Raw genomic sequence first — 25,601 nt, 5'->3', positions numbered from 1 at the left:
CGGGATGCGCCGCTGTAGCTGTTTTAGGATTGTAAACTTAGAGAAATTTTTATTTCTCAAAACGCAGGAAAAGGTGTTGAAGCATGAGTAATCTTACTAACGGATTGCCTCCCCGGACACAAAGCGGGAAAAAATCCGCCAAACCGAAAAAAACCAAAAAGAAAAAAAGCTTTTTCAGATCGTTTATGAAGTTTGTTCTGTTTCTGCTTATTATAGGTATCTTGGCGGCTGGCGGTTATGCCTATTACCTATACAATCAGGTAGAGGAAGTTTTGGATACGGGGATCAATAAGGAAGTGCCCAAAACACAATTGGCCGAGGCAAAGCCTTTGACCATTTTGTTGCTTGGGACGGATTACCGCCCTGATCATCCAACTTATTTGTCGGACGTTATTATGGTAGCTACACTGAATCCGAATACCAAATCATCTACGATCGTGTCGTTACCGAGGGATACGCGGCTGGAACTGGAAGGATATAAACCTCGTAAGCTGAATGAGTACTATCCGGTGTTCAAGGCTAGAGAGAAAGAGTCTGGTGAAGTCGCTGAAGAGCAAATGAAGAAGATGATCGGCAAATATTTGAATATTGACATCGATTATGTGACGGTTATTAACTTCCAGGGCTTCAGAGATGTTGTGGATAATTTGGGTGGCGTAGATGTTACGGTCGACAAAAATATGTGTTACCGTGACAGTGCAGATGGTACTAACATTAACTTGAAGGCAGGAGCACAACATTTGAACGGTGATCAGGCACTTGATTTTGTTCGTTACCGCAAATCAAACTGTCGCCCGAGAACAGCTGAATCTGACGATTTTGATCGCAACCGTCGACAAAATCAGGTGCTTCATTCCTTGATTGACCAAATGCAGTCCTTCAGTGCTCTAAGTAAATTTAGTGCGATTATTAAATCTGTTGATAAGAATTTGATGACGGATATTGAGTCTCAGCAAATGAAAAATCTTGTACAGACCTATTGGAATATTTCCAAGCAAAATGTGAAATACAATCCGGTAGCAGGAACATGGCGTAGTCCTTATGTCTATATTGATGAGCAAAAGCTTGAACTGGCCAGACAATCCTTGCAAGAGGAGCTTTCAAAAAAAGCGAGCGACAATAATACTGTCTCTTCTTCCAATTCTTGAGTTTGTATCTTTCTTCCCTCTTATGTTATACTCGCAGCGAGTAAAGCTCATATATTACATAAGGGGGTTGAGGTATGTCTGAATTGGTAGTACGCCAAGTATATGGTTTCGACATTCATACCCGTTTGCTGTCTAATATCGTGTGCTTTTTCCGTAATGAAATAACTAAGGTCCAGTGAGTAATCACTGGGCCTTTTTGTGTCTGATCCAAAGGTGCATAGGCTCTAAGGCCATAAATACCTACCAACTTTTCGTTGTTTAACGCTGCTTCCGGGGTCTTTTTCAGGGAATCAGCAAGTATTGGCTACCCGGTGAATAGGTATAGGTATGAAACACGAGATTGTCCACGCCGCTTTGGAGGGGATCTAAATGAAGAAAATTTTTGTGCTGGATACGAATGTGCTACTGCATGATCCGAAAGCCATGTTTACCTTCAAAGAACATGAAGTGGTTATTCCAGCTGTTGTTCTTGAAGAAATCGACTCCAAAAAACGCAACGCGGATGAGATTGGACGGAATGCCCGCAACGTATCGCGATTGCTGGATGGGTTGAGGGAAGTAGGACATCTACACAGCGGTGTTCCGCTTCCGCAAGGTGGGAGGCTCAAGGTTGAATTAAATCATCGGAGCTTTTTAAAAGTTCAGGAGATGTTCGGGGAGGTTTCGAACGATAATCGAATTTTAGCAGTCGCCTTGAATTATCAGCTGGAGGAGAAGGAACTGCCTGAACCACGTTCAGTTGTGCTGGTTAGTAAAGATGTGCTGGTGAGAATCAAGGCAGACGTGTTAGGACTGCTGACCGAAGACTATTTGTCCGACAGAACCGGTGATCTGAGTGAGCTATATCCCGGGTACTCGGCAATTCAGGTGCATCCGTCCATCATAGATGAGTTTTATTCCAATCGTTTTTTACAGATTAAGCCATTGGAGCTGTCTTATACGCTATATCCTCATGAATTTGTTATTCTAAAGGACGAGATGGGGACTGGAAAATCGGCTTTGCTGAAAGTAAACCAGGAAGCAGACCGATTAGAGCCTCTGTATTTAAGCAATGAATCGGTGTGGGGGATTAGTGCCCGTAATGCCCAACAGCGGATGGCGCTGGAGCTATTGCTTAATGATGATATCCCACTAGTGACGATGACTGGAAAAGCGGGTACAGGCAAAACGTTGCTGGCGCTCGCTGCTGGTCTGCTCAAGGTAGAAGATGAGCATCGCTTCAAGAAGCTGCTAATCGCCCGTCCTGTTGTTCCTATGGGCAAGGATATCGGTTATTTACCGGGAGAAAAGGAAGAAAAGCTGCGTCCGTGGATGCAACCGATTTACGACAATTTGGAATATTTGTTTGATGCCAAAAAATCAGGCGATATCGATAAAATTTTGATGGGCTTGGGGAGCATTCAGGTGGAGGCGCTCACTTATATTCGCGGGCGTTCAATACCTGGACAATTTATTATTATTGATGAGGCACAGAATTTGTCGCGGCATGAAATTAAAACAATCGTGTCCCGTGTAGGTGAGGGGAGTAAAATCATTTTGATGGGAGACCCGGAGCAAATTGATCACCCCTATCTCGATGCTGCTAGTAACGGCTTGACGTATGTAGTAGAACGCTTCAAGCAGGAAGGGATTAGTGGGCATATTATGCTGGAAAAAGGAGAGCGCTCCAAGCTGGCGCAGTTGGCAGCCGATCTGCTGTAGAAGCTCATATCACTATCCTATTAGCAGGATGTTTATATACTGTGTAATGTTTGTTGTAAAATAAGAAGACCTCGGGAACATCCCGGGGTCTTCTTATTTTTGTCCATGTATTAATTATGATCTATACAAGGGCGAAAAAGCCTTACTTCAGGCTCAATTCGAGCTTAACCTCAAGTACTCCCGCTATGGTGCGTACCTCTGTGGCCTTGACATAAGAAATGAGTTGCTGTGGATAGAAGCCTAGATCAAAATCCTTTTCCAGCTTGTTACGGGTCGTATCTGGTAGCTCCAGCCCGTTAAAGACCAGACGATCCACATGGAATAAAATCGCATTTTGTGGTTCGTTCTCTACCGTGTAGTGCCCCTCTACCCTCAATTTCATGGTTCCCTGTTGGCCTTCTACAACAATACGATCCTGCCCGAAGGAAAAGTTGAAGTGATTAAATAATTCATTTTCCGATTTCAGAAAACGGTTAAAATCATCCTCACGTATGCTTATCGTAATGATTTTGCCGTTTGTAATCATGGCTCCTTGCTGTTGTTGAATAAATTGAGGCAAATCCTGCATGGCTTGAGCCAGCGCTTTAAAATGCTTGTTCACCTCGTAGACGCCTACATTCTCCCAGTATGCTGTCATTTCGCCGATTAGCTTGCGTAGCGTATCCGGGTCCTTGCTGGCGTTAACACCGTCACTTACACGCGCCTGAAGCAGAACAATACGCTTACGTTGTTCCAGCAGGTTTGTTTTGACAGTTTCCAAATCTGATGAAGCCCGGGTGACCTGTTCTTCTGTTTTTCGCATATTCCGATAATTGGACTCGTATTCTTGAAGTACATCCTGATCGTGGCTAATCAGCAACAAGTAGTAATCGTATAGGGAGAGAAGTTGTTTTAGATTTTTGGCACCCAGTACTACACTGAGCAGCTTGTCCCTTTCCCCCATATAATAGGAGCGCAGCACAAAGCCCGCGCGTTCCCTTTGCATAGTCATCTGCTTCTGCTGAGTGGCAAGATTGCTTCGAAGTTCCTTTTGACGTTGTAAAAGCACTTGCTGTTCCTGGCTGATCCGTTCAATTTCATGGTCAATCTCGACGATTGACAGACTATCCTGCAAAATCCGATTCGCCTCTTCTGAAGGAACTGCCAGAACAGGACGTGCAGACATGGAGGTCCACATCATAATGATCGTCAGCAGGGCACAGCTTATCCTTTTTAGAGTGGGTCTGTTCATTGATTTTCCCCTTTTATCTATTCCCGCAAAAAATCTAACAGTAATGTATATGTTCCTTTCTTGTTCTTTAACCATTCATTTATTGTACAGCAGCCAGAGGATGCTTGAAACCCAAAACTATATTTGTCCACGTATGAGTTCTTATAGAAATGGAAATACAATTTAGTATCAAATAGATTCTATGAACTCTACGAGAGGCATAGAAATGAATAAACAGCTTTTATACCCTATTCAAATACCGGTAAGCCCGGTTCATGAAGACGGTTATTTCAGGATGTTGTTAGGAGGGCTAGAGGCATGACTGCAATAAGACAAGATGCATGGAGTGCGGAAGATGACTTGATATTGGCGGAGGTGACATTGCGTCATATTCGGGAAGGTGGAACACAGCTAGCCGCATTTGAAGAGGTTGGGCAAAAAATAGGGAGAACCTCCGCAGCATGTGGCTTCCGCTGGAACAGTTGCGTGCGCAAGCGTTATGATGAAGCCATCAGTATTGCTAAAGCGCAACGTCAAAAACGCAGTTATATTCGCAAGCAGAGTCCGGTTGGTGTATCTCAGGTAGCGGCTTTTGCCACGCTTGATATGGCTGAAGGGGTATACAGAGCGGATGGAACGAGTGAGGATACGTTGTCCATCGACGCTGTGATCCGCTTTTTGCGTCAATGGAAGGGATCTGTACAGGAAACCAATCGACAGATTAAGATGCTGGAAAAAGATTTACGTGAAAAGGAAGAGGAATTAAATCAACTTCGCTCCATTAATGATCGGTTGTCCAAAGAGGTTAATGAGGTGCAAACTGACTATCGCGTCGTGAATGATGATTACAAAGCCTTGATTCAGATTATGGACCGGGCCCGCCGTTTGGCTTTAATCACTGAGGATGAGGAAGAGCTTAAATCCAGATTCAAAATGGACGCCAATGGGAACCTGGAGCGCATTGAGTAGCAAAATTACAGCAGCAAATGTTAAATAGAACGTCAACTCGCGCTTAGTCGTAGTTGGCGTTTTTTGTATTTCTCTAGAGTGCATATGATATAGTAGAAAAAAAGATGGAAGCGAGACGATACGTAAGTGATTGATATTATTGGAGCAGGTTCGCTCGGATTGTTGTTCGCTGGAAGGCTGGCGGCCTCAGGTACAAAAGTAAGGCTATGGACACGAACGCTTGAGCAGGCACGGGTCATAGCTTGTGAAGGGATTACTGTGCTTGAAAAAGAGGGGCATGTTGCTGTTCGTGTGCCTGGAGACGCATTAAAGGCGGCGCCGCTTGCAGATTGGCAACGCTTGAATTCACAGGATCCGGCACGATGGATTTTGATAATGACTAAACAGGGGGCGATTGGGGAAGTGCTGGAGCAGATTAAATCTGCGGCTAATACAGAAAGCGATATCGGAATTGTTTGCTTACAGAACGGAATCGGACATATAGAACGAATTAGGCAAGCCTTTCCTGAAGCAATGCTACACCCTGCGGTAACGACAGAAGGAGCCAAGAGAAAGGGAGTAGCATCCGTCGTTCATGCTGGGCTGGGGTTTACTGAAATTGGCTATCCAGATGAACTGGAGGAGCTACAGGTCGTTAGTTTCGAACAAAATGTACTAAATCCGCTACTTACAGCAGGATTTGACGTTTGCTTGTCGAAAGAAATCGAGAACGGTATATACCGCAAGTTGCTAATCAACGCTGTGATTAATCCGCTGACAGCAATCTGGCGAATCCCCAATGGAGAACTGCTTTCCGATCCGGGCCGCATACATATGATGCGCAAGCTATATGAAGAAGGCATTCAAGTGTACGAAGCCCTTGATATTCGGTGGGACAGCGCATGGTGGGATCATATTATGAAGGTTTGCCGGGCAACGGCAGACAATCAGTCGTCTATGCTGGCCGATGTGCTTGCGCAATCTATGACAGAGGTTGCTTCCATTAACGGACAACTGGTGCAGATGGCAGAGCAAGCAGGGGTTGCTGCACCTACCCATGCGGTATTATGGCAATTAATTGAGGGCATGCGGCTAAAAGAGGGGTGATCAGTTGAGTCTCATACAAGGTACCATCATCACATTTAGCATTCTTCCCTTTTTTCCGTTTCTGATCGTGTTTGCGGTTTGCCGCTTCCTGCTTAAACTGGAAAAAAAGAAGTCGTTACTTCTATCTATGGACATTACTACGGCTTTTCTGATACTATCCGTCGCGGCGCTCTTTAACGTCATTTTTTCATCAAGATTCGGTTTTTATTTGATATTACTGCTTCTGCTTCTGGCGCTGGGTTTAATTGGAGGAGCACAAAATCGAATAAAAGGTAGGGTGGATGGCAAAAGATTATGTAGAGCAGTGTGGAGATTAACTTTTATAGCCATGACATTAGCGTATATTTTATTAACTATTATTGGTATATTTAAAAATATATTCAATTACATGTGATGTAACATGACATGAAAACCCAAAAAAACATGAATTAATCATGCTTTTTTGAAAAAAAAGCTCAATTTAAAGAAATGTAATGTAGATTTTTTTGACCGCTGGTTGTATAATCTATAAACATATACCACTTTAGAACTAGGGGGAAAACGCTAGATGAAAAGGAAAAGCTTTTTAGTCCTTTTGACACTCGTTCTTGCAGTTGGCGCACTGCTCGCAGGTTGTGGCTCCAGCAGTAAGAACGAAAACAATGGTAAGGGCGCACAAGAAAATGCATCAACTACACCGGCTCCGGCTGACAAACAAATTTTGCGCATTAACCTTTCTTCCGAACCGCCAACCTTCGATCCGGCACAAGCTCAGGATAGTCAAACGAATACGGTTCTCAAAACTTTGTATGAAGGTCTCGTGCGTATGGGTCCTGATGGAAAAGAAATTCCTGGCGTAGCTGAATCCTGGAAAATTTCCGATGACGGCAAAACCTATACGTTCAAGCTTCGTGATACTGCAAAATGGAGTAATGGCGACCCGGTCAAAGCAAGTGACTTCGTATTTGCTTGGCAACGGGTATTGGACCCTTCCACGGCTCCAGCACCTCCATATGCTTACCAATTGTACTATATAAAAAATGCTGAGGGCTACAACCTGAGCACTTCCAAATCTTTTAAAGGAACTAAAATTACAGACTTCAAAGATGTAGGTGTCAAAGCAGTTGATGACCATACATTGCAAGTAGAGCTCAATCACCCAACTCCTTACTTCCTGGGCTTGACTTCTTTCTACACCTTCTACCCTGTACATCCTTCTATTAAAGGGAATGACAAGTGGGCGGTTCAGAAAGACAGCATGATTACCAATGGACCATACACTTTAACAACTTGGGACAGCGGTCAAAAGATCGAAGTTACCAAGAGTGAAAACTATTGGGGTAAAGACCAAATCAAGCTGAACAAAATCACGATGTCTCTTGTAAACAGCGGTGCAACAGAGCTGGCTTCTTATAGAAGTGGACAACTTGATTATGCAGGTATGCCAAACGGTGAAATTCCTACAGACCAAATTCCGGCTGTGAAAAAAGAATTGCCGAATGAGTTTAAGGCTAAAGGGATTGCAAGTACGTATTACTATCTGTTTAACGTAACTGAAAAACCATTTAATAATGTTAAAATCCGCAAAGCATTTGCGATGGCTATTCAACGTCAACCGATTGTTGAGAGAGTAACATTGGGCGGTCAAATTCCTGCTTACGGCTTTGTACCTCCAGGTATCAAAGGAGTTTCTCAGGAGTTCCGTTCCGAGCATAAAGACGATTTCTTCAAAGAAGATTTTACTGAAGCAAAGAAATTGCTTCAAGAAGGTATGAAGGAAGAAGGCGTAACTACACTTCCTCCGGTAACTTTGCTGTATAACTCCAGTGAAGGTCACCAAAAGATTGCTTTGGCAGTCGCTGATATGTGGAAGAAAAACCTTGGTGTGGACATCAAAACCCAAAACCAAGAGTGGGGCGTATTTATTCAAACACGTAACAAGCTGAATTTCCAAATTGCTCGTGGTGGTTGGTCTGCCGACTACAATGATCCAATGACATTCCTGGATATGTGGACAACAGGCAACACTAATAATAATTCTGGCTACGCTAATCCTGCATACGATGCTTTGATTGAAGCGGCTAAGACAGAAACCGATCCGGCAAAACGCATGGAAGATTTCGCAAAAGCAGAGAAAATTCTGGTTCAAGACGATATGGTTATGCTTCCGATCTACTACTATTCAAATGTTTCTTTAACGAAACCGAATGTAAAAGACATCGCTCTTGACTTTAGTGGAGCGATTGATTTCACACGAGCGTATATTACACAGTAACTGAAGCTCAATTCTGAAGTTCGATAGTTACTTCGGGATATATATGTGGATACAACCATATATATCCCGTTTTTTTGTGTGTCATGGTCTTTTCCATTATCATGTAACCATGCAAATAAGTAGGTTGGACATTCCAATTCTATTTCGATAAAATCGAATGGTGTCGAAAAAAATTTATGGGGGGTGTAAACGGGCAATGACGCGTTATTTGGTCAGTAAATTTTTCTATATGCTGCTTTCCTTGTTCATTCTGATCTCTGCGACGTTTTTTCTCATGAAAGCAATTCCGGGTAACCCCTTCATGAGTGAAAAAGCGACTTCTCCTGAGATTCAAGCCCGATTAATGGAGCAATATGGGCTGGATAAGCCTGTATATGTCCAATATTTCAAATACTTAGGTGATATTGCTTCAGGTGATTTTGGTATTTCCATGAAAAAGCTGAACCAAAGTGTTACTGACATTATTGGACAAACTTTTTCGGTATCGCTTAAATTGGGCTTTGTCGCCATAATTGTGTCGATTATTGTAGGTATCTTACTAGGTATGCTCGCAGCTTTGTATCATCGCAGGCTTATTGACAACGTAGCGATGATTTTAGCGATTATGGGGATTGCGGTTCCCAGCTTTGTCATGGCATCATTGCTTCAGTTCTTCTTTGCACAGGAGTTAGGCTGGTTTAATGTCATGGGCTTTGAGGGTCCAATGGACTACGTCCTGCCTGTTGTAGCTTTATCCGCTTCGCCAATTGCGTTTATCGCTCGACTAACGCGTTCCAGCATGCTGGAAGTGCTTCATGCGGATTATATTAAGACTGCCAAGGCTAAAGGTTTGAAACCTGTTACCATAATGTTCAAACACGTTGTACGTAACGCTATTTTGCCGGTTGTTACCTATGTGGGGCCTATGACAGCAAATATTATTACCGGTTCCGTCGTTATTGAACGTATTTTCGGGATTGGTGGTATCGGTAAAGTGTTCGTAGACAGTATAACGACCCGTGACTATACCATGATTATGGGAGTTACTATTTTTTACGGCATTTTGCTGATGGTGGCACGCTTTATTACTGATATTGCATACGGTTTTATTGATCCACGGATTAAGCTGACCGGCGGGAAGGAGGGATAACTTTATGTCTGTGAAAGACAATGCTGTGAATTTGGAGAAGCTTCAGGTAAAACCGGAAGACTTTCAGAAAATCGGAGCGGATGAGAAGCAGTCTGAAGTTATTCAGCGTGAAAGCTTATCCGCTTGGCGTGACGCTTGGGAACGGCTTCGTAAAAATAAACTGGCAATGACAAGCCTGAGCATTCTGATTTTTATTGTACTTGCTTCGATCGTTGGTCCGATGCTATCGCCATACGATGACCGCACGAATGATTTGTTGAGCACCAATCTTCCTCCTTCGGCGGAGCATTGGTTCGGGACAGATGATCTGGGGCGTGATATGTTTGTCCGTACATGGATGGGTGCCCGAATTTCTCTGATTATCGGTTTGGCAGCAGCAATGATTGACTTGATGATTGGTGTTATTTATGGTGGAATTATGGGTTACTTTGGTGGCCGTGTAGATGAAATCATGAATAAATTTTCTGAAATTTTGTATTCCATTCCATATCTGCTTGTTACGATCCTGCTGCTCGTTGTACTGGAGCCAAGCATCACGACGATTATTATTGCACTCTGTGTGACCGGGTGGATTAATATGTCGTGGATTGTGCGTGGTGAAATGCTACAGCTGAAAAATCGGGAATTTGTGCTTGCTTCCCGCTCGATGGGTGCAGGTGCAGGCCGTCTGCTTTTCCGTCATCTGTTACCTAACGCTGTGGGCCCGATTATCGTCACACTGACTTTGACGGTTCCAAGTGCTATTTTTTCCGAGGCTTTTCTGAGCTTCTTGGGATTAGGAGTACAGGCTCCTCAGGCATCGCTTGGTTCAATGATTGAATCAGCTCTGACAGGATGGATGTACTATCCTTGGCGTATGCTTTTCCCGGCAGGCCTGATCAGTTTGATTATGCTTGCGTTCAACCTTTTTGGTGATGGATTGCGTGATGCGCTTGATCCGAAGCTGAAGAAATAGGAGGTGAGATCATGGTGAGTAGCAACAATTTAATTGAGGTTGAAGGTCTTAAAAAGTATTTTAATGTTGGCAAAAACCGTGTGCTCAAAGCGGTGGACAACCTGAATTTTTATATTCGCGAAGGCGAAACCCTAGGTATGGTTGGTGAATCAGGTTGTGGTAAATCTACAGCGGGCCGTACCATTCTTCGCCTATACGAGCCTACAGCAGGCAGCGTACGCTTCAACGGTACGGATATCTACAAATTATCACCAAGTAAAATGAAAGCCATGCGTCGTGATATGCAGATGATCTTTCAAGATCCGTATGCATCCTTGAACCCGCGTTTTACGGTTTCTGATATTATTGGTGAAGCACTGGATATTCACAACATGGCAGGTAGCCGTGCAGAGCGCAAAAAACGGATTGAAGAGTTGCTGGATCTGGTAGGCTTGAACCCGGATCATGCAACCCGTTATCCGCATGAATTTTCCGGTGGTCAGCGTCAACGTATCGGTATTGCCCGCGCACTGGCGGTTAATCCTAAATTCATCATTTGTGATGAGCCGATCTCGGCTCTTGACGTGTCTATTCAGGCACAGGTTGTCAACCTGCTAAAAGAGCTCCAAGAGCGTCTTGGTCTGACATACCTGTTCATTGCGCATGATCTGTCGATGGTCAAGCATATCAGTGACCGGGTAGCCGTAATGTATATGGGTAAAATGGTTGAGCTTGCAGAAAGCGCGGAGTTGTATGCAAATCCGATCCATCCTTATACGAAAATGCTTCTGTCGGCGATTCCGATTCCCGATCCGGAAGTGGAAGCCAACAAAAAACGGATTATTATGCCTGGCGATCAAGCTGGCCCCATTCATACAAATGATGCATCCGGCAATAAGTCAGGAGCCTATAACCTGGAAAATGCCAAGCTGATCGAAGTGTCCAAAGGGCATTTTGTAGCTGAGCCATACGCCTGATGTTGTTTTATACACCAACCGCCGAGCACAAACTTGGCGGTTTTTTTTGTAGTAAGCTTTGACGCGGACAAAGGCTTTCGGTACAATCAAGCAGTAAGGTTTTGGTGAAGACAGGAGGCAGACCCATGAGAATAATTCCGGAGAAGCTTCGCGGAGGGTCGGCTTTAGCAGAAGATTACATACAGGGTACAGGACGCGCACGCGATTTGTATGAATATGATGTTCTGCATGCCGATGCTTATGCCCAACGAGCGAAGCGGCTGGATGAGACGGAGCATCTGCGATTAAATCGCAAGGATGTCGTAGCATGTCTCCGTATATACAATGAGCAATACAATGCACACAAGGCAGTTCGTGCTTCATTGGATCGGCTGGAGCAGCCAGACGCTCTGGTGGTGGCTGGGGGGCAGCAAAGCGGACTGTTCACAGGCCCGATGCTGGTCATTTACAAAGCTGTTACGATTATTAAGGCGTCCAGGGAAGCGGAGGAACGGCTGGGGCGTCCAGTTATTCCGGTTTTCTGGATTGCGGGTGAGGATCATGACTGGGATGAGGTCAATCATACATATGTAATGGCGAATGACCCGCAAGCAGTCAAAATCAAGCTGAATAAGCAGCCTGAACGTCGTTCTTCGGTTAGCGCGATTAAGGTCGATACCGCAGAGTGGAGGCAAGCTATGGCTGATATAGAGCAAAGCTTGCCTGACTCAGAGCATAAGGCTGATATTTTACGCATGATTGAGCATGGTTTCAATGATGCTTACGGATTAAGTGAAGGCTTCGCCAGGTTGCTGGGACTTCTTTTCGGTGCCTACGGATTAGTGCTGCTGGATTCGGCTGATCCTTCGCTGCGCAAGCTGGAGACATCCGTTTTCCGTCGGTTGGTTCAACACAATGATGAACTGGAGCAAGCTTACCACGAGACTGCTGCACGGATTGTAGATTTTGGCTACCATTTGCAGGCAGATGTGCATGAAGGCGGCGCCAATCTCTTTTATATCCATGAAGAAGAACGCTTGCTGCTGTTCAAGCAAGATGGTCTATTCACGGATCGCCGCGGTCAGGTAACATTTACAGTCGAAGAACTGCTCGAAGAGACAGACAGGCATCCAGAACGTTTTAGTAACAATGTCTTAACCCGCCCTCTTATGCAGGACTCACTGTTTCCGGTGCTGGCCTCTGTGCTGGGGCTAGGAGAAATTGCCTACTGGGCGATTACACGCGACGCATTCGGCGTGCTGGGGATGCAAATGCCACTACTGCTGCCACGGATGTCCTTTACGTTAGTGGAGCCGGGTGTGGAAAAGCATATGCTGAAGTACGAATTGAGCTTTGGAGAAGTTAGGGACGGGCTTGAGGAACGAAAAAAGCAATGGATTGTCACCCACGATCAGCTTGGGATGCAGGAGCAGTTTGCCGGGGCCAAGGAAGCTTTTGTCCGTATGTATGAACCACTGATACAGCAGTCAGGCTTGATTGAAAAAGGTTTGCTTCGGCTTGGGGAAACCAATCGTGAAAAGATTCTGGATCAGATTGCCTATATGGAAGCGAAAGTTCAGGAAGCACTGTTTCGGCAAAATGAATCAGCGCTTCGTCAATGGGATCGCATTGAGTGGTCACTTTTTCCATTCGGACAGCCGCAGGAACGGGTGTATACGATTTATCATTTTCTAAACCGTTATGGTCTCAGCCTGATCGATATGATTATGGATGTGCCGACCGACCTGACGGGTACGCATCGTGTCATTTATGTATGATTTAGTATCTTAACATCTATAACCAATATGAAGGAGGAACAAATATGACTACCCATTCTTTGCAAAACAGCATCGTTCACGATCTTAAACTGGCTCCTGAGGGGCACCTAAAAATTGATTGGGTGGAAGCCCATATGCCGGTATTGAACCGTATACGTCAACAGTTCGAGCAGGAGCAGCCTTTTAAGGGGCTAAAGGTAACCATCTGTCTGCATCTGGAGGCCAAAACGGCCTATCTGGCTAAAGTAGTACAGGCGGGCGGGGCTGAGGTTACGATTACGGGTAGTAATCCGTTGTCCACGCAGGATGATGTTTGCGCAGCATTGGTTGAAGATGGAGTTACGGTTTTGGCTAAATACAATCCGGACCCTGCTGAGTTTAAAAGCTTGCAAATTAAGGCGCTGGAAACAAAGCCGGACCTTATTATTGATGACGGGGGCGACCTGGTTACTCTCTTGCAATCCGAACGCCCTGATCTGATTTCTACCATCCGTGGTGGGGCGGAGGAAACGACTACCGGGATTATCCGCTTGAAGGCGCTCGAAAAAGAGGGTCAACTCCACTTCCCTATGGTGGCTGTAAATGATGCTTACTGCAAATATTTGTTCGATAATCGTTATGGTACTGGACAGTCAGCATTCGACGGCATTATTCGTACAACCAACCTGGTTGTGGCGGGTAGCACGGTCGTAGTGGTGGGTTATGGCTGGTGTGGTAAAGGGGTTGCGATGCGTGCAAAAGGTTTGGGAGCCAACGTGGTCGTAACCGAAGTTGATCCAATCAAGGCAGTAGAGGCGCATATGGATGGTTTCCATGTGTTGCCGATGGTGGAAGCAGCCAAGCTGGGTGACTTCTTCATTACGGTTACTGGCAACAAAGCTGTAATTACCGGAGAGCACTTTGATGTCATGAAGGACGGGGCCGTGCTGTGCAATGCGGGGCATTTTGATGTGGAGGTTAGTAAGCCTGAGCTTGCCAAACGTTCCGAATCCATTCGGACGGTGCGTCGCAACATTGAGGAGTACCGTTTCAAGGATGGACGTAAAATGTATTTGCTGGCAGAAGGACGCCTCGTGAATTTGGCTGCGGCGGATGGTCATCCTGCGGAAATCATGGATACCACATTTGCACTTCAGGCGCTTGGCTTGAAATATGTGAACGATCGTTATAATGAGCTGGGCAAAGCCGTAATTAATGTACCTTATGAAATTGATGAGCAGGTAGCTCGCTTCAAGCTGGATAGCCTGGGAATCCAGATTGATTCTTTAACAGAAGACCAAAAGGTCTATCTGGATAGCTGGAATGCATAACTTGAGCATCGTCGGTCACAATCTCAAAGGTTTTAACGTGTAACACAAGTGTCTGTATAGGTTGGTATGATGAATGAGAATAAGCCCTTTATTTTCATGTTGTTTCGAAACCTGATGCATATTGTCGGGAGTTCGTCTTCATGGAATAAGGGGCTTTTTGACGTGTTCTGATATGTGTCAACAATAATAGACATCATCGTGTGGATTTGTCGTTTATCACTTTTTGGATATGTAAAGAAGGTCTTTGATTTTTTAAAGCGAATCTATTATGCTTAGGTGGTGGAAAGTGGGCCAAAGTGGGAGAATGGGGTAAGGGGTGACGAAACCAATGTTTATGGGGGAGTTCCAACATAGCATTGATGAGAAGGGTCGGCTTACTGTTCCGGCCAAGTTTCGTGAACTTCTCGGTGCCTCGTTCGTGGTTACCCGCGGACTGGACCAATGCCTCTTCGTGTATCCCATGGATGAGTGGGCTGTCATGGAGAAAAAACTTAAAGCACTGCCTTTGATGAAGGCCGATGCGCGCGCGTTTACCCGTTTTTTTTTCTCGGGCGCGACTGAATGCGAATTGGACAAACAGGGCAGGGTAAATTTACCGGGGAATTTGTGCGAATACGCCAAGCTTACCAAAGAGTGCGTCGTATTGGGAGTGTCCACCCGGGTAGAGATTTGGAGCAAGCACACTTGGGAGCAATATTTCAGCCAATCAGAAGAAGCATTTAACGACATTGCTGAGAAATTGGTTGATTTCAACTTTGAATTGTAATTTAGGAGGTCAGCCGTTTGTTTCACCACATTACCGTACTCAAGGAAGAAGCAACACAGGCACTAAACATCAGGCAGGACGGGATCTATGTGGACTGCACGTTGGGAGGGGCAGGACACAGTTCCGTCATTGCGTCACAGCTTGGCCCTGAGGGAAGGCTGATTGCCTTTGATCAGGATGACTGGGCATTGAACAATGCGCGCGAGAAGCTGTCGGCCTACGAAGGAAAGATTTCATTGGTGAAATCTAACTTTCGCCACTTGCAGGACAGGCTGGCTGAACTGGGATTGCCTGAAAAAGACGGCGTCCCGCAGGTCCAGGGTATTTTGTTTGATCTGGGTGTTTCCTCGCCCCAGTTCGATGAGGGGGAACGGGGATTCAGCTACAATCATGATGCGCCACTTGATATGCGGATGGATCAGAGTAGCTCGCTTACGGCTTACGAGATTGTCAATGAATGGCCGGAAGCAGAGATTGCGCGTATTTTATTTCACTACGGAGAAGAGAAGTTTTCACGCCGGATCGCGAAGATTATGGTTGAACGTCGAAAAAACAAGCCTATTCACACAACAGGGGAACTTGTCGATATTATCAAAGAAGGAATTCCGGCTGCGGCACGCAGAACCGGGGGACATCCGGCCAAACGCAGCTTTCAGGCTTTGCGAATCGCTGTGAATGATGAGTTGGGTGCACTGGAAGATACTTTGCATCAGGCAGTAAAATGTCTGGCTCCAGGGGGCAGAATTTCGGTCATTACGTTCCATTCTCTGGAGGATCGGATATGCAAGCATATTTTCAAGGAGTATTTGGCGAAAAGCATCTATCCATCTGATTTGCCTATTTTGGAGGACAAAATGATAGGCGATCTGAAGCTGGTGAATCGTAAGCCGATTGTGGCGTCAGAGCAGGAATTGGAGCTTAATCCACGGTCCCGGTCAGCCAAGCTGAGAGTTGCCGAAAAATTGTAAATTTAATGGAGAAGGAGAGGCGACATGGCTTATACACGCGGTAATTTGGCTGTAAGAGAAAGAGCCCGTCAGGAACAGGTTCAGCAACAACGTTATCGTGAGACCACTAAAGTCGTTACACGCCGCAGAGAGCTGCCGATTCGGGAAAAGCTGCTGTATCTTTTGACACTTGTAACGTGCATTGTCATTGCTGGTATGCTGATTGGCAGGTACGCGCACATTTATCAAATCAATTATTCGATTAATACAGCGAGCAAGGACATTTCCAAATTACAGACCAATATCGCCCAACTGAAAATTCAGAAGGAACGGCTGGAAAATCAGATTGTACCTACGGCAAAGGAACAGGGATATATCGAGCCGACGAGAGAGCCCATTCGTGTGGAAAAGCAGGCTGCCAATTAGTTAGTTAGGGCATAGCATTAAGCTATGCTCTGACGTACATTTTTTTGCAGAGAGGTTTGAGCTATGGTCAAAAGAATAAAGCTTCGCACACTGCTGATAGGGGGATGTATTACCCTCTTTTTTCTTGTTCTGCTATTTAAGGTATTTTGGATTCAGGTCGTGAGCGGGGAATACTGGCATAATCAGGTAGTTACGCAGGTGGAAAGAGACCAGGTGATCCAGCCCAAGCGCGGAACGATTACGGATCGTAAAGGAAATGTACTGGCTACAGATGCCCCTGCCTATACGGTAGTGGTCAACCCAAGCATCATTCAGGAATATGATCTGGAAAACGAGGTCGTAGCCAAACTGCATCAGCTGCTCAAAACACCTGAGGACGAACTGAGAAAGCATCTCTCGGCCAAGGACAAAGGCGGTAACTATTTAAAAAACCGCGAGATCCGTAACGGAGGCTGGAAGGTAGATCCTGAGGTCAAGGTACAGGTGGATACGTTCAAAGAATATTTAAAGGATAAGTACAAAGTGATTGGAGCTGTGGACACGGTTCAGGAATCCAAACGCTATTATCCGGAAAATAAGCTGGCTTCTCATGTTCTTGGCTATTACCGGAAAGACGGTACAGCAGGCATGGGATTGGAAGCCTATTATAATAAAGAGCTCTCGGGCACGGCCGGAAAGCTACTCTATCAGCGGGATCTAAAGGGAGTTCCTCTTCAGGGATCGGAGAGCAATTATGAACCGGCACAAAATGGTAAGAATTTAAAGCTGACGATTGATGACACGATTCAGTATTATATAGAAGACGCTATGCAGGAAGCCATTGCAACATACAATCCGAAAACGATGACGGTTGTAGCGGCAGATCCCAAAACGATGGACGTTCTCGGTATGGCGAGTTATCCTAATTTTAATCCCAATACATACGGGAGCACATCGTCAATGGATTTTTTCCGCAATAATGCAACTCAGTCCATTTATGAGCCAGGCTCCACGTTTAAGATTGTAACCTTGGCTGCGGCAGTTCAGGAAAAGGTATTCAACCCAAATGAAACCTATCAGTCTGGTATGATCCGAGTTGGGGGATGGGATATTCGTGACGTGAGTCGAAATTGGGGAACGTTAACCTATCTTCAAGGGGTTAAGCGTTCAAGTAACGTCGGTTTCGTCCATCTGGGGCTGTATAAGCTGGGCGGCGAAAGGCTGAGGAAATATATTAACAACTTCGGATTTGGTGTGAAAACAGGGATTGATCTTCCGAGTGAGTCTAGCGGAGCCATTACGTTCCACACCCAATACAAATCCGAAGTCGCAACGGCTGCATATGGACACGGACGTGTTCAGGTAACGCCAATCCAGCAGGTAGCGGCTATCTCGGCCATTGCTAACGGGGGGAAGCTGATGCAGCCTCATCTGGTGAAGGAAATTACGAACCCGGATACAGGGGAAGTACAGACGATTCAACCGAAGGAAGTCCGCCAGGTGATTTCGCAGGAATCGGCATTACAGACCAGCAGCTATCTGGAGCAGGTCGTGTCTGACCAAGAAATTGGAACCGGGCGTCTGGCTTATATTGATGGGTATCGTGTTGCTGGTAAAACAGGTACAGCGACGAAAGTTGTGGGCAAAGTGTATGACCATTCGAAGGATGTCGTGTCTTTTATCGGCTTTGCACCCGTGAATGATCCGAAAATAGCTGTCCTAATTGTTATGGATGAACCTAACAAATCGGTAGGTGGAGGTACCGCAGCAGCCCCTGTGTTCAAAAAAATCGTATCCCAGTCGCTGCAATATATGGGGGTTCCTAAAACAGGAGCCAAAGCGAATAAATCTGACAGTGCTGCTGTGAAAACGGTGAATCTACCGACAGTGCCACAATTAACCGGTCAGGTGAAGAAGGATGCGCAAAACGCATTGCTCAAACAGGGGATTGCCTATGAAACGGTCGGCAAAGGCTCCAAAATTGTCCGTCAGTATCCGGAGGCAGGCGTCAAAATGAAGCCGGGACAACGCATTTATTTGCTGACTGAAGATAGTGCCAACATGACCATTCCCGACTTTAAAGGCGTCTCGTTGCGTGACACGCTGCAAGTGTTAACGCTCATGAAGGTGGGTGTTCAGGTAAGCGGCGAAGGTTATGTTGTCTCGCAAAAGGCACAAATGGTGAGTGGCAAGCGGATCGTCAGTGTGACGCTCCAGCCGGCTAAAGAAACCGTGACCGGAGTAAAGCCGGAAGAAACACCGGACTCAACTACCGGCGTAGCATCTAGCCAAACAGGCAGTACAGCGAAAACGGGTACCGATTCAAAAACCGTTACCACCGCGAGTGCAAGCAAGGGTGGGGCCTCCGCTGTAGCCGATGAAAAAAGTGCGGCTGCGATCAAAGGCGAGGATAACTGATAGCTTGTTCTAACGTCCGATTTTTTGAATATTCATGAGGTAAGACATATCATGAGTATTTAGAGGAACGGAGGGGAGCGCGTTTGAAGAAATCTAACGTGACCATGCGGCGCAGGCTGGTATGGGGGCTGCTGGGATTGTTTGTACTATTTGCAGCCTTGTCGGTCCGGCTCGCCTATGTTCAATTGGGTAAAGGGGGCGAACTCTCGGCCAAGGCCGAGGAATCGTGGCGCCGAAATATACCATTTGCCGCCAAACGCGGCGAAATTTTGGATCGGCAAGGTACGGCGCTAGCCTACAATGTCACTTCGCCAACAGTCATGGCGATACCGGTGCAAATCAAGGAGCCGGAAGAAACGGCGCGTAGGCTGGCGCCCTTGCTAGATATGAGCGTGGATAAGGTGCTCAAGCTGATTACCAAACGAACAGCAAGTCAAAAACTTCAGCCCGGCGGACGAAAAATTACGATGGAGAAAGCGCAGCAAATTCGTGATTTGAAGCTGCCGGGTATCGTTGTTGCTGAAGACAACAAACGTTATTATCCTTATGGCGATTTGGCGGCTCATATTCTCGGGTTTACGGGAATTGATAATCAGGGGTTGACGGGGGTAGAGAAAAAGAACAACAGCAAGCTTCGTGGTATTGACGGAAGCATTGCATATCTATCCGATGCAGGCGGTCGCCTGATGCCCGGCTCGTCTGAGAAGTACGTTGAACCAAAGGATGGTCTGAACCTGCAACTGACCATTGATAAGTCTGTACAGTCTATCATGGAACGGGAGCTTGACCAGGCTATGGTCAAATTCCAGGCCAATTCTGCGTTGGCCATTGCAATGAACCCCAAGAATGGGGAAATATTGGGCATGGCTGGGCGACCAGGTTATGAGCCTGCGCTATACAAACAATATGCACCTGAAATTTACAATCGAAATTTGCCGATTTGGATGACATATGAACCGGGCTCTACCTTTAAAATTATTACTTTGGCCGCTGCATTGGAAGAAAAGAAGGTCAATCTCAAAAACGATCACTTTTTCGATCCGGGGTACATTGAAGTTGGCGGGGCTCGCCTGCGCTGCTGGAAAAAAGGCGGCCATGGCAGCCAGACCTTCCTTCAAGTCGTGGAAAATTCCTGTAATCCAGGATTTGTGACGCTGGGTCAACGTCTGGGCAAGGAATCGTTGTTCAAGTATATTCGCAATTTCGGGTTCGGTAGTAAAACGGGCATTGATATGATTGGTGAAGCAAATGGTATCTTGTTTAAGTTACCCCAGGTAGGACCGGTAGAACTGGCGACAACCGCCTTTGGCCAAGGGGTATCTGTCACTCCCATTCAGCAGGTGACCGCTGTGTCGGCTGCGATCAATGGCGGGAATCTGTATAAACCGCACATTACCAAAGGCTGGATTCAACCAGAGACAGGCAAGGTGCTGGAAAAAGTAGAGCCTGAACTGATGCGCAGAGTTATTTCAGAGGATACCTCCCGACAGGTGAGAGAAGCGTTGGAGAGCGTCGTTGCCAAAGGCACGGGTCGCCCCGCTTTTATTGAGGGTTACCGGGTGGGTGGCAAAACAGGAACAGCGCAAAAGGTGATCAACGGACGTTATTCTTCCTCGGAGCATATTGTATCCTTTATCGGTTTTGCCCCGGCGGATGATCCACAAATTGTCGTCTATACGGCTGTGGATAACCCAAAAGGCATTCAATTCGGAGGGGTGGTCGCTGCGCCAATTGTGCAAAATATTTTGCGGGATTCGCTGCTTGCTCTGAAAATACCACCTCGCACCAATCAGATTGCTAAGGAATACAAGTACGGGGAAAACCGAATTGATACGGTGCCGGATTTGGTAGGTGCCACGGTTGCAGATTTATACGAAGATATGAATATGAACTTTATGCTCGTAAAATCCGGGTCAGGCAAGACGGTTGTCAGTCAGGCACCGAAGCCAGGCTCCCGGCTGGTGCGGGGATCAACAATCCGTATATATATGGGGGATTGATAGGTTCTTTTTATACCCATACTAAGATTAACGAGAGAGCAATGGAGGAATGAAAGATGCAGCTTCAACAATTGGCTTCATTGCTGGCTGCCTCCCGCATTGTGGGGGACGGTACAGTGGACTGCCAAGGAATCGGGGCGGACTCACGCAGGGTACATCAGGGAGATTTATTTCTGTGTCTGCCCGGTTTTACGGTTGACGGACACGATTATGCACAGCAGGCAGTTGCGTCCGGGGCAGCGGCTTTGGTTGTGGAACGGGAATTGAACGTACCTGTGCCACAACTTATAGTCAAGGATGCCCGGTACGCAATGGCGGTTTTGGCGGATTATATGTTTGATTCACCGAGCCGCCGCATGCGAATGATCGGCGTAACCGGAACGAATGGCAAAACAACAATAACTTATCTTATCGAAAAAATCTTGAACGATGCCGGAGTAAGCACTGGATTGATCGGCACTATTCAAATGCGTTACGGTGGTCGGTCCCACCCTATGTCCGGTACCACACCCGAGGCTGTAGAGCTGCAACGCTATCTTAGCAATATGGCGGAGCAAGGTGTCCAATGCTGTGCGATGGAGGTATCCTCACATGCGCTGGAGCAAGGGCGCGTGAAAGGAACTGATTTTCGCACCGCTATTTTTTCGAACCTGACACAGGATCATCTGGACTACCATAACACGATGGAGGAGTACCGTGCGGCCAAAGGGCTGTTATTTTCCCGATTGGGGAATACCTTCTCGCGGGATGCGTCGGACAGTAAATATGCTGTTCTGAATGCGGATGACCCGGCCTCATCCTATTTTCAGGCCATAACTGCGGCCCAAGTGATTACATACGGCGTGGAAAAGAAGTCGGATGTGCAGGCATCCCATATCGCTGTAGGTGCCAAGGGAACATCCTTCCATGTCTCTACTTTTAAAGGAGATACCGATATTGAGCTGCGAATGGTGGGCAAGTTCAATGTGTATAACGCATTGGCAGCCATCACGGCCGCTTTGCTGGAAGGAGTGCCTCTGGCTGATATCAAGCACAGCCTGGAGTCCATAGCAGGCGTCGATGGGCGGGTAGAACCTGTAGACGCAGGTCAGCCATTTGCGGTTATCGTGGACTATGCCCATACACCGGATGGACTGGAAAATGTGCTTCGCACCGTTAAGGAGTTTGCAGTTGGTAAAGTATGGTGTGTATTCGGGTGCGGCGGGGACCGGGATCGTACGAAACGTCCTTTGATGGGAAAAATTGCTGCACAATACAGCGATCATGCTTTTATTACCTCGGATAATCCGCGGACAGAGGACCCGGAAGCTATTTTGAAAGACATTGAGCAAGGACTGATTGACGAAGGTATACCCGCAGAACGCTACGAACTGATCATAGATCGTAGAACTGCTATTCATAAAGCTATTGAAATGGCAAGCCCTGACGATGTAGTATTGATTGCGGGAAAAGGTCATGAGACCTACCAGTTGATCGGAAAAACGGTGCATGAATTTGATGACCGCATCGTAGCCAAAGAAGCGATAAGGGGTTTATCCAAGTGATGAAAAGAACAATAAGTCAGATCGCCTCCATGAGTGGGGGAACGCTTCACATAGGGGCGGACGCCGGACGAATGGTTGAGGGCGTTTTTACAGATTCACGCAAGCCGCAGTCCCAGGGGCTGTTCGTTCCACTCACGGGTGAACGGTTTGACGGGCATGATTATGTGCAGCAGATTGTGAGCGGAGAAGGCGCAGCTGCTTTTTTATGGCAAAAGGATCACGGTGTACCTCCGGCAGGGAATGCGATTGAAGTAGAGGATGCTTTGGTGGCCCTCCAGCGTCTTGCGGCTGCATATTTGCAGGAAACGGGTGTCTCTGTCGTAGGGATTACCGGAAGCAATGGCAAAACGACGACAAAAGACATCGTCAACGCGTTGCTGGGTACGACCTTTAAAGTACACAAAACCGAAGGGAACTATAACAACCATATCGGTTTGCCTTTAACCGTGCTGTCCATGCCGCAGGATGCGGACATCCTGATTTTGGAGATGGGAATGAGTGGACGCGGGGAAATCCGCCTGCTGACAGATATTGCCCAGCCTGATGTAGCGGTCATTACGAACATTGGCGAAGCGCATTTGCTCCAGCTCGGTTCCCGTGCGGAAATTGCACGTGCAAAGTTGGAAATCGTCAGCGGTCTCAAACCCGGCGGCTTGCTGATTTACAATGGAGATGAACCGCTATTGCCGCAAGTCCTTGCGGAGCCCGAAACGGTTAAGCCTGACGGCTTGAAGCTGTTTACGTTCGGTATGTCTGCGGATAACGATGATTATCCAACTGGAATAGCTACGGATGGAGTAGGCAGTTTGTTCACGACGGCCCAATCCGGCAAGGATTCTTTCCGGCTTCCGCTGCTTGGGCAGCACAATGTTGTGAACGGTTTGGCAGCATTGGCGGTAGCGCGTCATTTTGGGGTGGATGCAGACCATGTGCGCGAAGGGCTGTCGGCTTTGAAATTGACAGGCATGCGCATTGAGGTCGTGAGCTGCACGAATGGGCTTACCCTTCTGAACGATGCTTATAACGCCAGTCCGGCTTCAATGAAAGCTGCAATTCAGACGTTATCCGGTTACGAAACAAAGGGGCGTAAAATCGCCGTGCTTGGCGATATGCTGGAACTGGGTCCCGAGGAAAAGCAATTCCACGAGGAAATTGGGCTTTTTGCAGCGAAACATGGCGTAGATATGCTGTTCACCTACGGTGTGTTGGGGGCGTCCATTGCGCATGGGTCGCAAACGTCCATGCCGTCTGATGACGTACATGCTTATGAGGATAAGCAAAAACTGATTCAAGATCTGCAAGCTTACCTCCGTGCCGATGATATCGTGCTGGTTAAGGCATCCCGAGGGATGCGACTGGAAGAAATTGTGGATGCGCTGAAAAACGGTCCGCTACAGAAATGATGTTGACGAGAGGGAGACTCCCATGGATATTCAATTATTACTGCTGACGATCGTCGTATCGTTTATATTGGCGGTCATTGCCGCTCCAATACTCATTCCGCTGCTGCGGCGAATGAAATTCGGCCAGCAGGTCCGGGATGACGGGCCGCAAAGCCATCTCAAAAAGACGGGTACGCCTACTATGGGCGGAATCGTTATTCTGGTGGCTTTTACGCTGACCTTTCTTAAGTTTTCGGCGATAAAAAATACGGACTTTTACGTCCTGCTGGTCGCTACGCTTGGTTTTGGACTGATCGGCTTCTTGGACGATTATATCAAAATTGTATTCAAGCGCTCGCTCGGACTGACTGCCCGTCAAAAGCTATTCGGGCAATTGCTGTTCAGCGGAATCATGTGCTGGCTTCTGATCAGCAATGATCACAGCACTGCCATCGGTATACCGGGAACTTCCTGGTCGTTTGATTGGAGCGGCTGGTTCTATTATCCGTTCATCGTCATTATGATGCTGGCGATTAGCAACGCCGTTAATTTCACAGATGGACTGGACGGGCTGCTGTCCGGTACCAGTGCGATTGCCTTCGGTGCTTATGCCATCGTAGCGATTCAAGCAACCTCGCTTCCGGCTGCGGTTTGCTCAGCGGCCATGATTGGTGCTGTACTTGGCTTTCTTGTATATAACGCGCATCCCGCCAAGGTATTTATGGGCGATACAGGCTCCCTGGGAATCGGAGGCGCTATAGGTGCCATCGCTATCGTCACCAAAAGCGAAATTTTGTTCATTATTATTGGTGGTGTATTTGTAATTGAAATGCTGTCCGTAGTTTTGCAAGTAGCTTCCTTTAAAACACGTGGCAAACGCATTTTCAAAATGAGCCCGATTCATCATCACTTCGAGCTGTCCGGCTGGTCCGAATGGCGTGTTGTTATTACATTCTGGGCTGTAGGACTGCTGCTGGCAGGACTCGGACTTTATCTCAACAAGGGGTTGTAGACAAATGAACCATCCAGACACATACCGAGATCAAGAGGTCGTCATTATAGGCCTGGCCAAAAGTGGCGTGCAAGTCGCCAAGGTACTGCATCAGGCCGGGGCCAATCTGACAGTCAATGATAAAAAAGACAGGGAACAATGTCCCGAAGCTTCTGAATTAGAGGCTTTGGGAATTTCCGTTTTATGCGGCAGTCACCCGGAAGGGCTAATTCATCCAGGAGTGAAGCTGGTTGTCAAAAACCCGGGTATTCCTTATACAGCCCCGCCAGTGCAGAAAGCTGTCGAACTGGGTATTGAGGTCGTGACCGAGGTCGAGGTCGCCTATCATCTATGCAAAGCGCCGATGATCGGGATTACTGGCTCGAATGGAAAAACGACCACAACCACTTGGGTAGGTAAGCTGTTAGAGGCATCAGACATGAAGCCGATCGTGGCTGGTAATATCGGCACTCCATTATGTGAGGCCGCTGTGGATGCCAGGTCGGACGAGTGGATGGTGGTGGAGCTGAGCAGTTTTCAGTTAAAAGGAACAAAGGATTTCAAACCTGCTGTAGCCTGCTTGCTGAACGTAGCTGAAACCCATCTGGACTATCATGGGGACATGAAGGACTATGTTGCGTCCAAAGCACGTCTGTTCGCCAATCAAACGACG

General features: G+C 46.8%; 21 protein-coding genes. 20 read left to right on the top strand and 1 reads right to left on the bottom strand.

The genetic code is table 11. From position 1 onward, the window contains the following. Nucleotides 1–83 precede the first annotated feature (83 nt). Nucleotides 84–1,148, top strand: coding sequence for an LCP family protein (locus C1I60_RS22965; protein ID WP_137063790.1), 1,065 nt, complete (start codon nucleotides 84–86; stop codon nucleotides 1,146–1,148). Nucleotides 1,149–1,517: 369 nt separating this feature from the next. After that, a complete protein-coding gene (locus C1I60_RS22960) occupies nucleotides 1,518–2,849 on the top strand; it encodes a PhoH family protein (RefSeq protein WP_137063789.1) in 1,332 nt (443 codons plus the stop codon). 142 nt (nucleotides 2,850–2,991) lie between these two features. Here the strand turns inward: C1I60_RS22960 and C1I60_RS22955 are convergent, their stop codons facing one another. Continuing rightward, nucleotides 2,992–4,080 (bottom strand): coiled-coil domain-containing protein, encoded by a 1,089-nt coding sequence (locus tag C1I60_RS22955; RefSeq protein WP_137063788.1) that lies wholly within the window; start codon nucleotides 4,078–4,080, stop codon nucleotides 2,992–2,994. A gap of 297 nt (nucleotides 4,081–4,377) precedes the next feature. Between C1I60_RS22955 and C1I60_RS22950 the strand changes: the two genes are divergently transcribed. From C1I60_RS22950 to C1I60_RS25990, 18 genes are all read left to right on the top strand, one after another. After that, the gene (locus C1I60_RS22950; protein ID WP_134913477.1) at nucleotides 4,378–5,028 is read left to right on the top strand and encodes an RsfA family transcriptional regulator; all 651 of its coding nucleotides are present in this window, start codon (nucleotides 4,378–4,380) and stop codon (nucleotides 5,026–5,028) included. Nucleotides 5,029–5,154: 126 nt separating this feature from the next. Further along, nucleotides 5,155–6,114, top strand: coding sequence for a ketopantoate reductase family protein (locus tag C1I60_RS22945; protein WP_137063787.1), 960 nt, complete (start codon nucleotides 5,155–5,157; stop codon nucleotides 6,112–6,114). 4 nt (nucleotides 6,115–6,118) lie between these two features. Continuing rightward, nucleotides 6,119–6,508 carry a DUF3397 family protein gene (locus C1I60_RS22940; protein WP_137063786.1) on the top strand — a complete coding sequence of 130 codons (390 nt, stop codon included), beginning with the start codon at nucleotides 6,119–6,121 and terminating at the stop codon, nucleotides 6,506–6,508. Nucleotides 6,509–6,661: 153 nt separating this feature from the next. Next, nucleotides 6,662–8,368: a peptide ABC transporter substrate-binding protein gene (locus C1I60_RS22935; RefSeq protein WP_137063785.1), complete on the top strand. Its 1,707-nt coding sequence runs from the start codon at nucleotides 6,662–6,664 to the stop codon at nucleotides 8,366–8,368. 196 nt (nucleotides 8,369–8,564) lie between these two features. Further along, nucleotides 8,565–9,497, top strand: coding sequence for an ABC transporter permease (locus tag C1I60_RS22930; RefSeq protein ID WP_137063784.1), 933 nt, complete (start codon nucleotides 8,565–8,567; stop codon nucleotides 9,495–9,497). Between the two features lie 4 nt (nucleotides 9,498–9,501). Further along, nucleotides 9,502–10,452 (top strand): ABC transporter permease, encoded by a 951-nt coding sequence (locus C1I60_RS22925; protein WP_137063783.1) that lies wholly within the window; start codon nucleotides 9,502–9,504, stop codon nucleotides 10,450–10,452. Between the two features lie 11 nt (nucleotides 10,453–10,463). Beyond that, the gene (locus C1I60_RS22920; RefSeq protein ID WP_170970875.1) at nucleotides 10,464–11,408 is read left to right on the top strand and encodes an ABC transporter ATP-binding protein; all 945 of its coding nucleotides are present in this window, start codon (nucleotides 10,464–10,466) and stop codon (nucleotides 11,406–11,408) included. A 125-nt stretch (nucleotides 11,409–11,533) separates the two neighbouring features. Continuing rightward, nucleotides 11,534–13,165: a bacillithiol biosynthesis cysteine-adding enzyme BshC gene (gene bshC / locus C1I60_RS22915; RefSeq protein ID WP_137063782.1), complete on the top strand. Its 1,632-nt coding sequence runs from the start codon at nucleotides 11,534–11,536 to the stop codon at nucleotides 13,163–13,165. Between the two features lie 44 nt (nucleotides 13,166–13,209). Further along, nucleotides 13,210–14,475 carry an adenosylhomocysteinase gene (locus C1I60_RS22910; protein ID WP_137063781.1) on the top strand — a complete coding sequence of 422 codons (1,266 nt, stop codon included), beginning with the start codon at nucleotides 13,210–13,212 and terminating at the stop codon, nucleotides 14,473–14,475. Between the two features lie 328 nt (nucleotides 14,476–14,803). Continuing rightward, nucleotides 14,804–15,241: a division/cell wall cluster transcriptional repressor MraZ gene (mraZ, locus tag C1I60_RS22905; protein ID WP_007431201.1), complete on the top strand. Its 438-nt coding sequence runs from the start codon at nucleotides 14,804–14,806 to the stop codon at nucleotides 15,239–15,241. A gap of 17 nt (nucleotides 15,242–15,258) precedes the next feature. Then, nucleotides 15,259–16,209, top strand: coding sequence for a 16S rRNA (cytosine(1402)-N(4))-methyltransferase RsmH (gene rsmH / locus C1I60_RS22900; protein WP_014282448.1), 951 nt, complete (start codon nucleotides 15,259–15,261; stop codon nucleotides 16,207–16,209). Nucleotides 16,210–16,233: 24 nt separating this feature from the next. Beyond that, the gene (locus C1I60_RS22895) at nucleotides 16,234–16,614 is read left to right on the top strand and encodes a hypothetical protein (protein WP_137063780.1); all 381 of its coding nucleotides are present in this window, start codon (nucleotides 16,234–16,236) and stop codon (nucleotides 16,612–16,614) included. A gap of 63 nt (nucleotides 16,615–16,677) precedes the next feature. Continuing rightward, complete coding sequence (locus C1I60_RS22890; protein WP_137063779.1) at nucleotides 16,678–19,011, top strand: penicillin-binding transpeptidase domain-containing protein; 2,334 nt, start codon at nucleotides 16,678–16,680, stop codon at nucleotides 19,009–19,011. An 83-nt stretch (nucleotides 19,012–19,094) separates the two neighbouring features. Continuing rightward, nucleotides 19,095–21,011 (top strand): stage V sporulation protein D, encoded by a 1,917-nt coding sequence (locus C1I60_RS22885; RefSeq protein ID WP_137063778.1) that lies wholly within the window; start codon nucleotides 19,095–19,097, stop codon nucleotides 21,009–21,011. Nucleotides 21,012–21,067: 56 nt separating this feature from the next. Beyond that, a complete protein-coding gene (locus C1I60_RS22880) occupies nucleotides 21,068–22,555 on the top strand; it encodes a UDP-N-acetylmuramoyl-L-alanyl-D-glutamate--2,6-diaminopimelate ligase (RefSeq protein WP_137063777.1) in 1,488 nt (495 codons plus the stop codon). Beyond that, complete coding sequence (locus tag C1I60_RS22875; RefSeq protein WP_137063776.1) at nucleotides 22,555–23,958, top strand: UDP-N-acetylmuramoyl-tripeptide--D-alanyl-D-alanine ligase; 1,404 nt, start codon at nucleotides 22,555–22,557, stop codon at nucleotides 23,956–23,958. Before C1I60_RS22880 ends, C1I60_RS22875 begins: the two co-directional genes overlap by 1 nt. 22 nt (nucleotides 23,959–23,980) lie before the next feature. After that, complete coding sequence (gene mraY / locus C1I60_RS22870; RefSeq protein ID WP_014282442.1) at nucleotides 23,981–24,949, top strand: phospho-N-acetylmuramoyl-pentapeptide-transferase; 969 nt, start codon at nucleotides 23,981–23,983, stop codon at nucleotides 24,947–24,949. 4 nt (nucleotides 24,950–24,953) lie between these two features. Next, on the top strand, nucleotides 24,954–25,601 hold a 648-nt coding region (locus C1I60_RS25990; RefSeq protein ID WP_252361833.1), incomplete at its 3' end, for a Mur ligase family protein.

The organism is Paenibacillus terrae, assembly GCF_005217525.1.
Classification (GTDB): Bacteria; Bacillota; Bacilli; order Paenibacillales; family Paenibacillaceae; genus Paenibacillus; species Paenibacillus terrae_C.
Note: the sequence above shows the minus strand (reverse complement) of the source record. Positions and strands in the feature narration are given on the sequence as shown.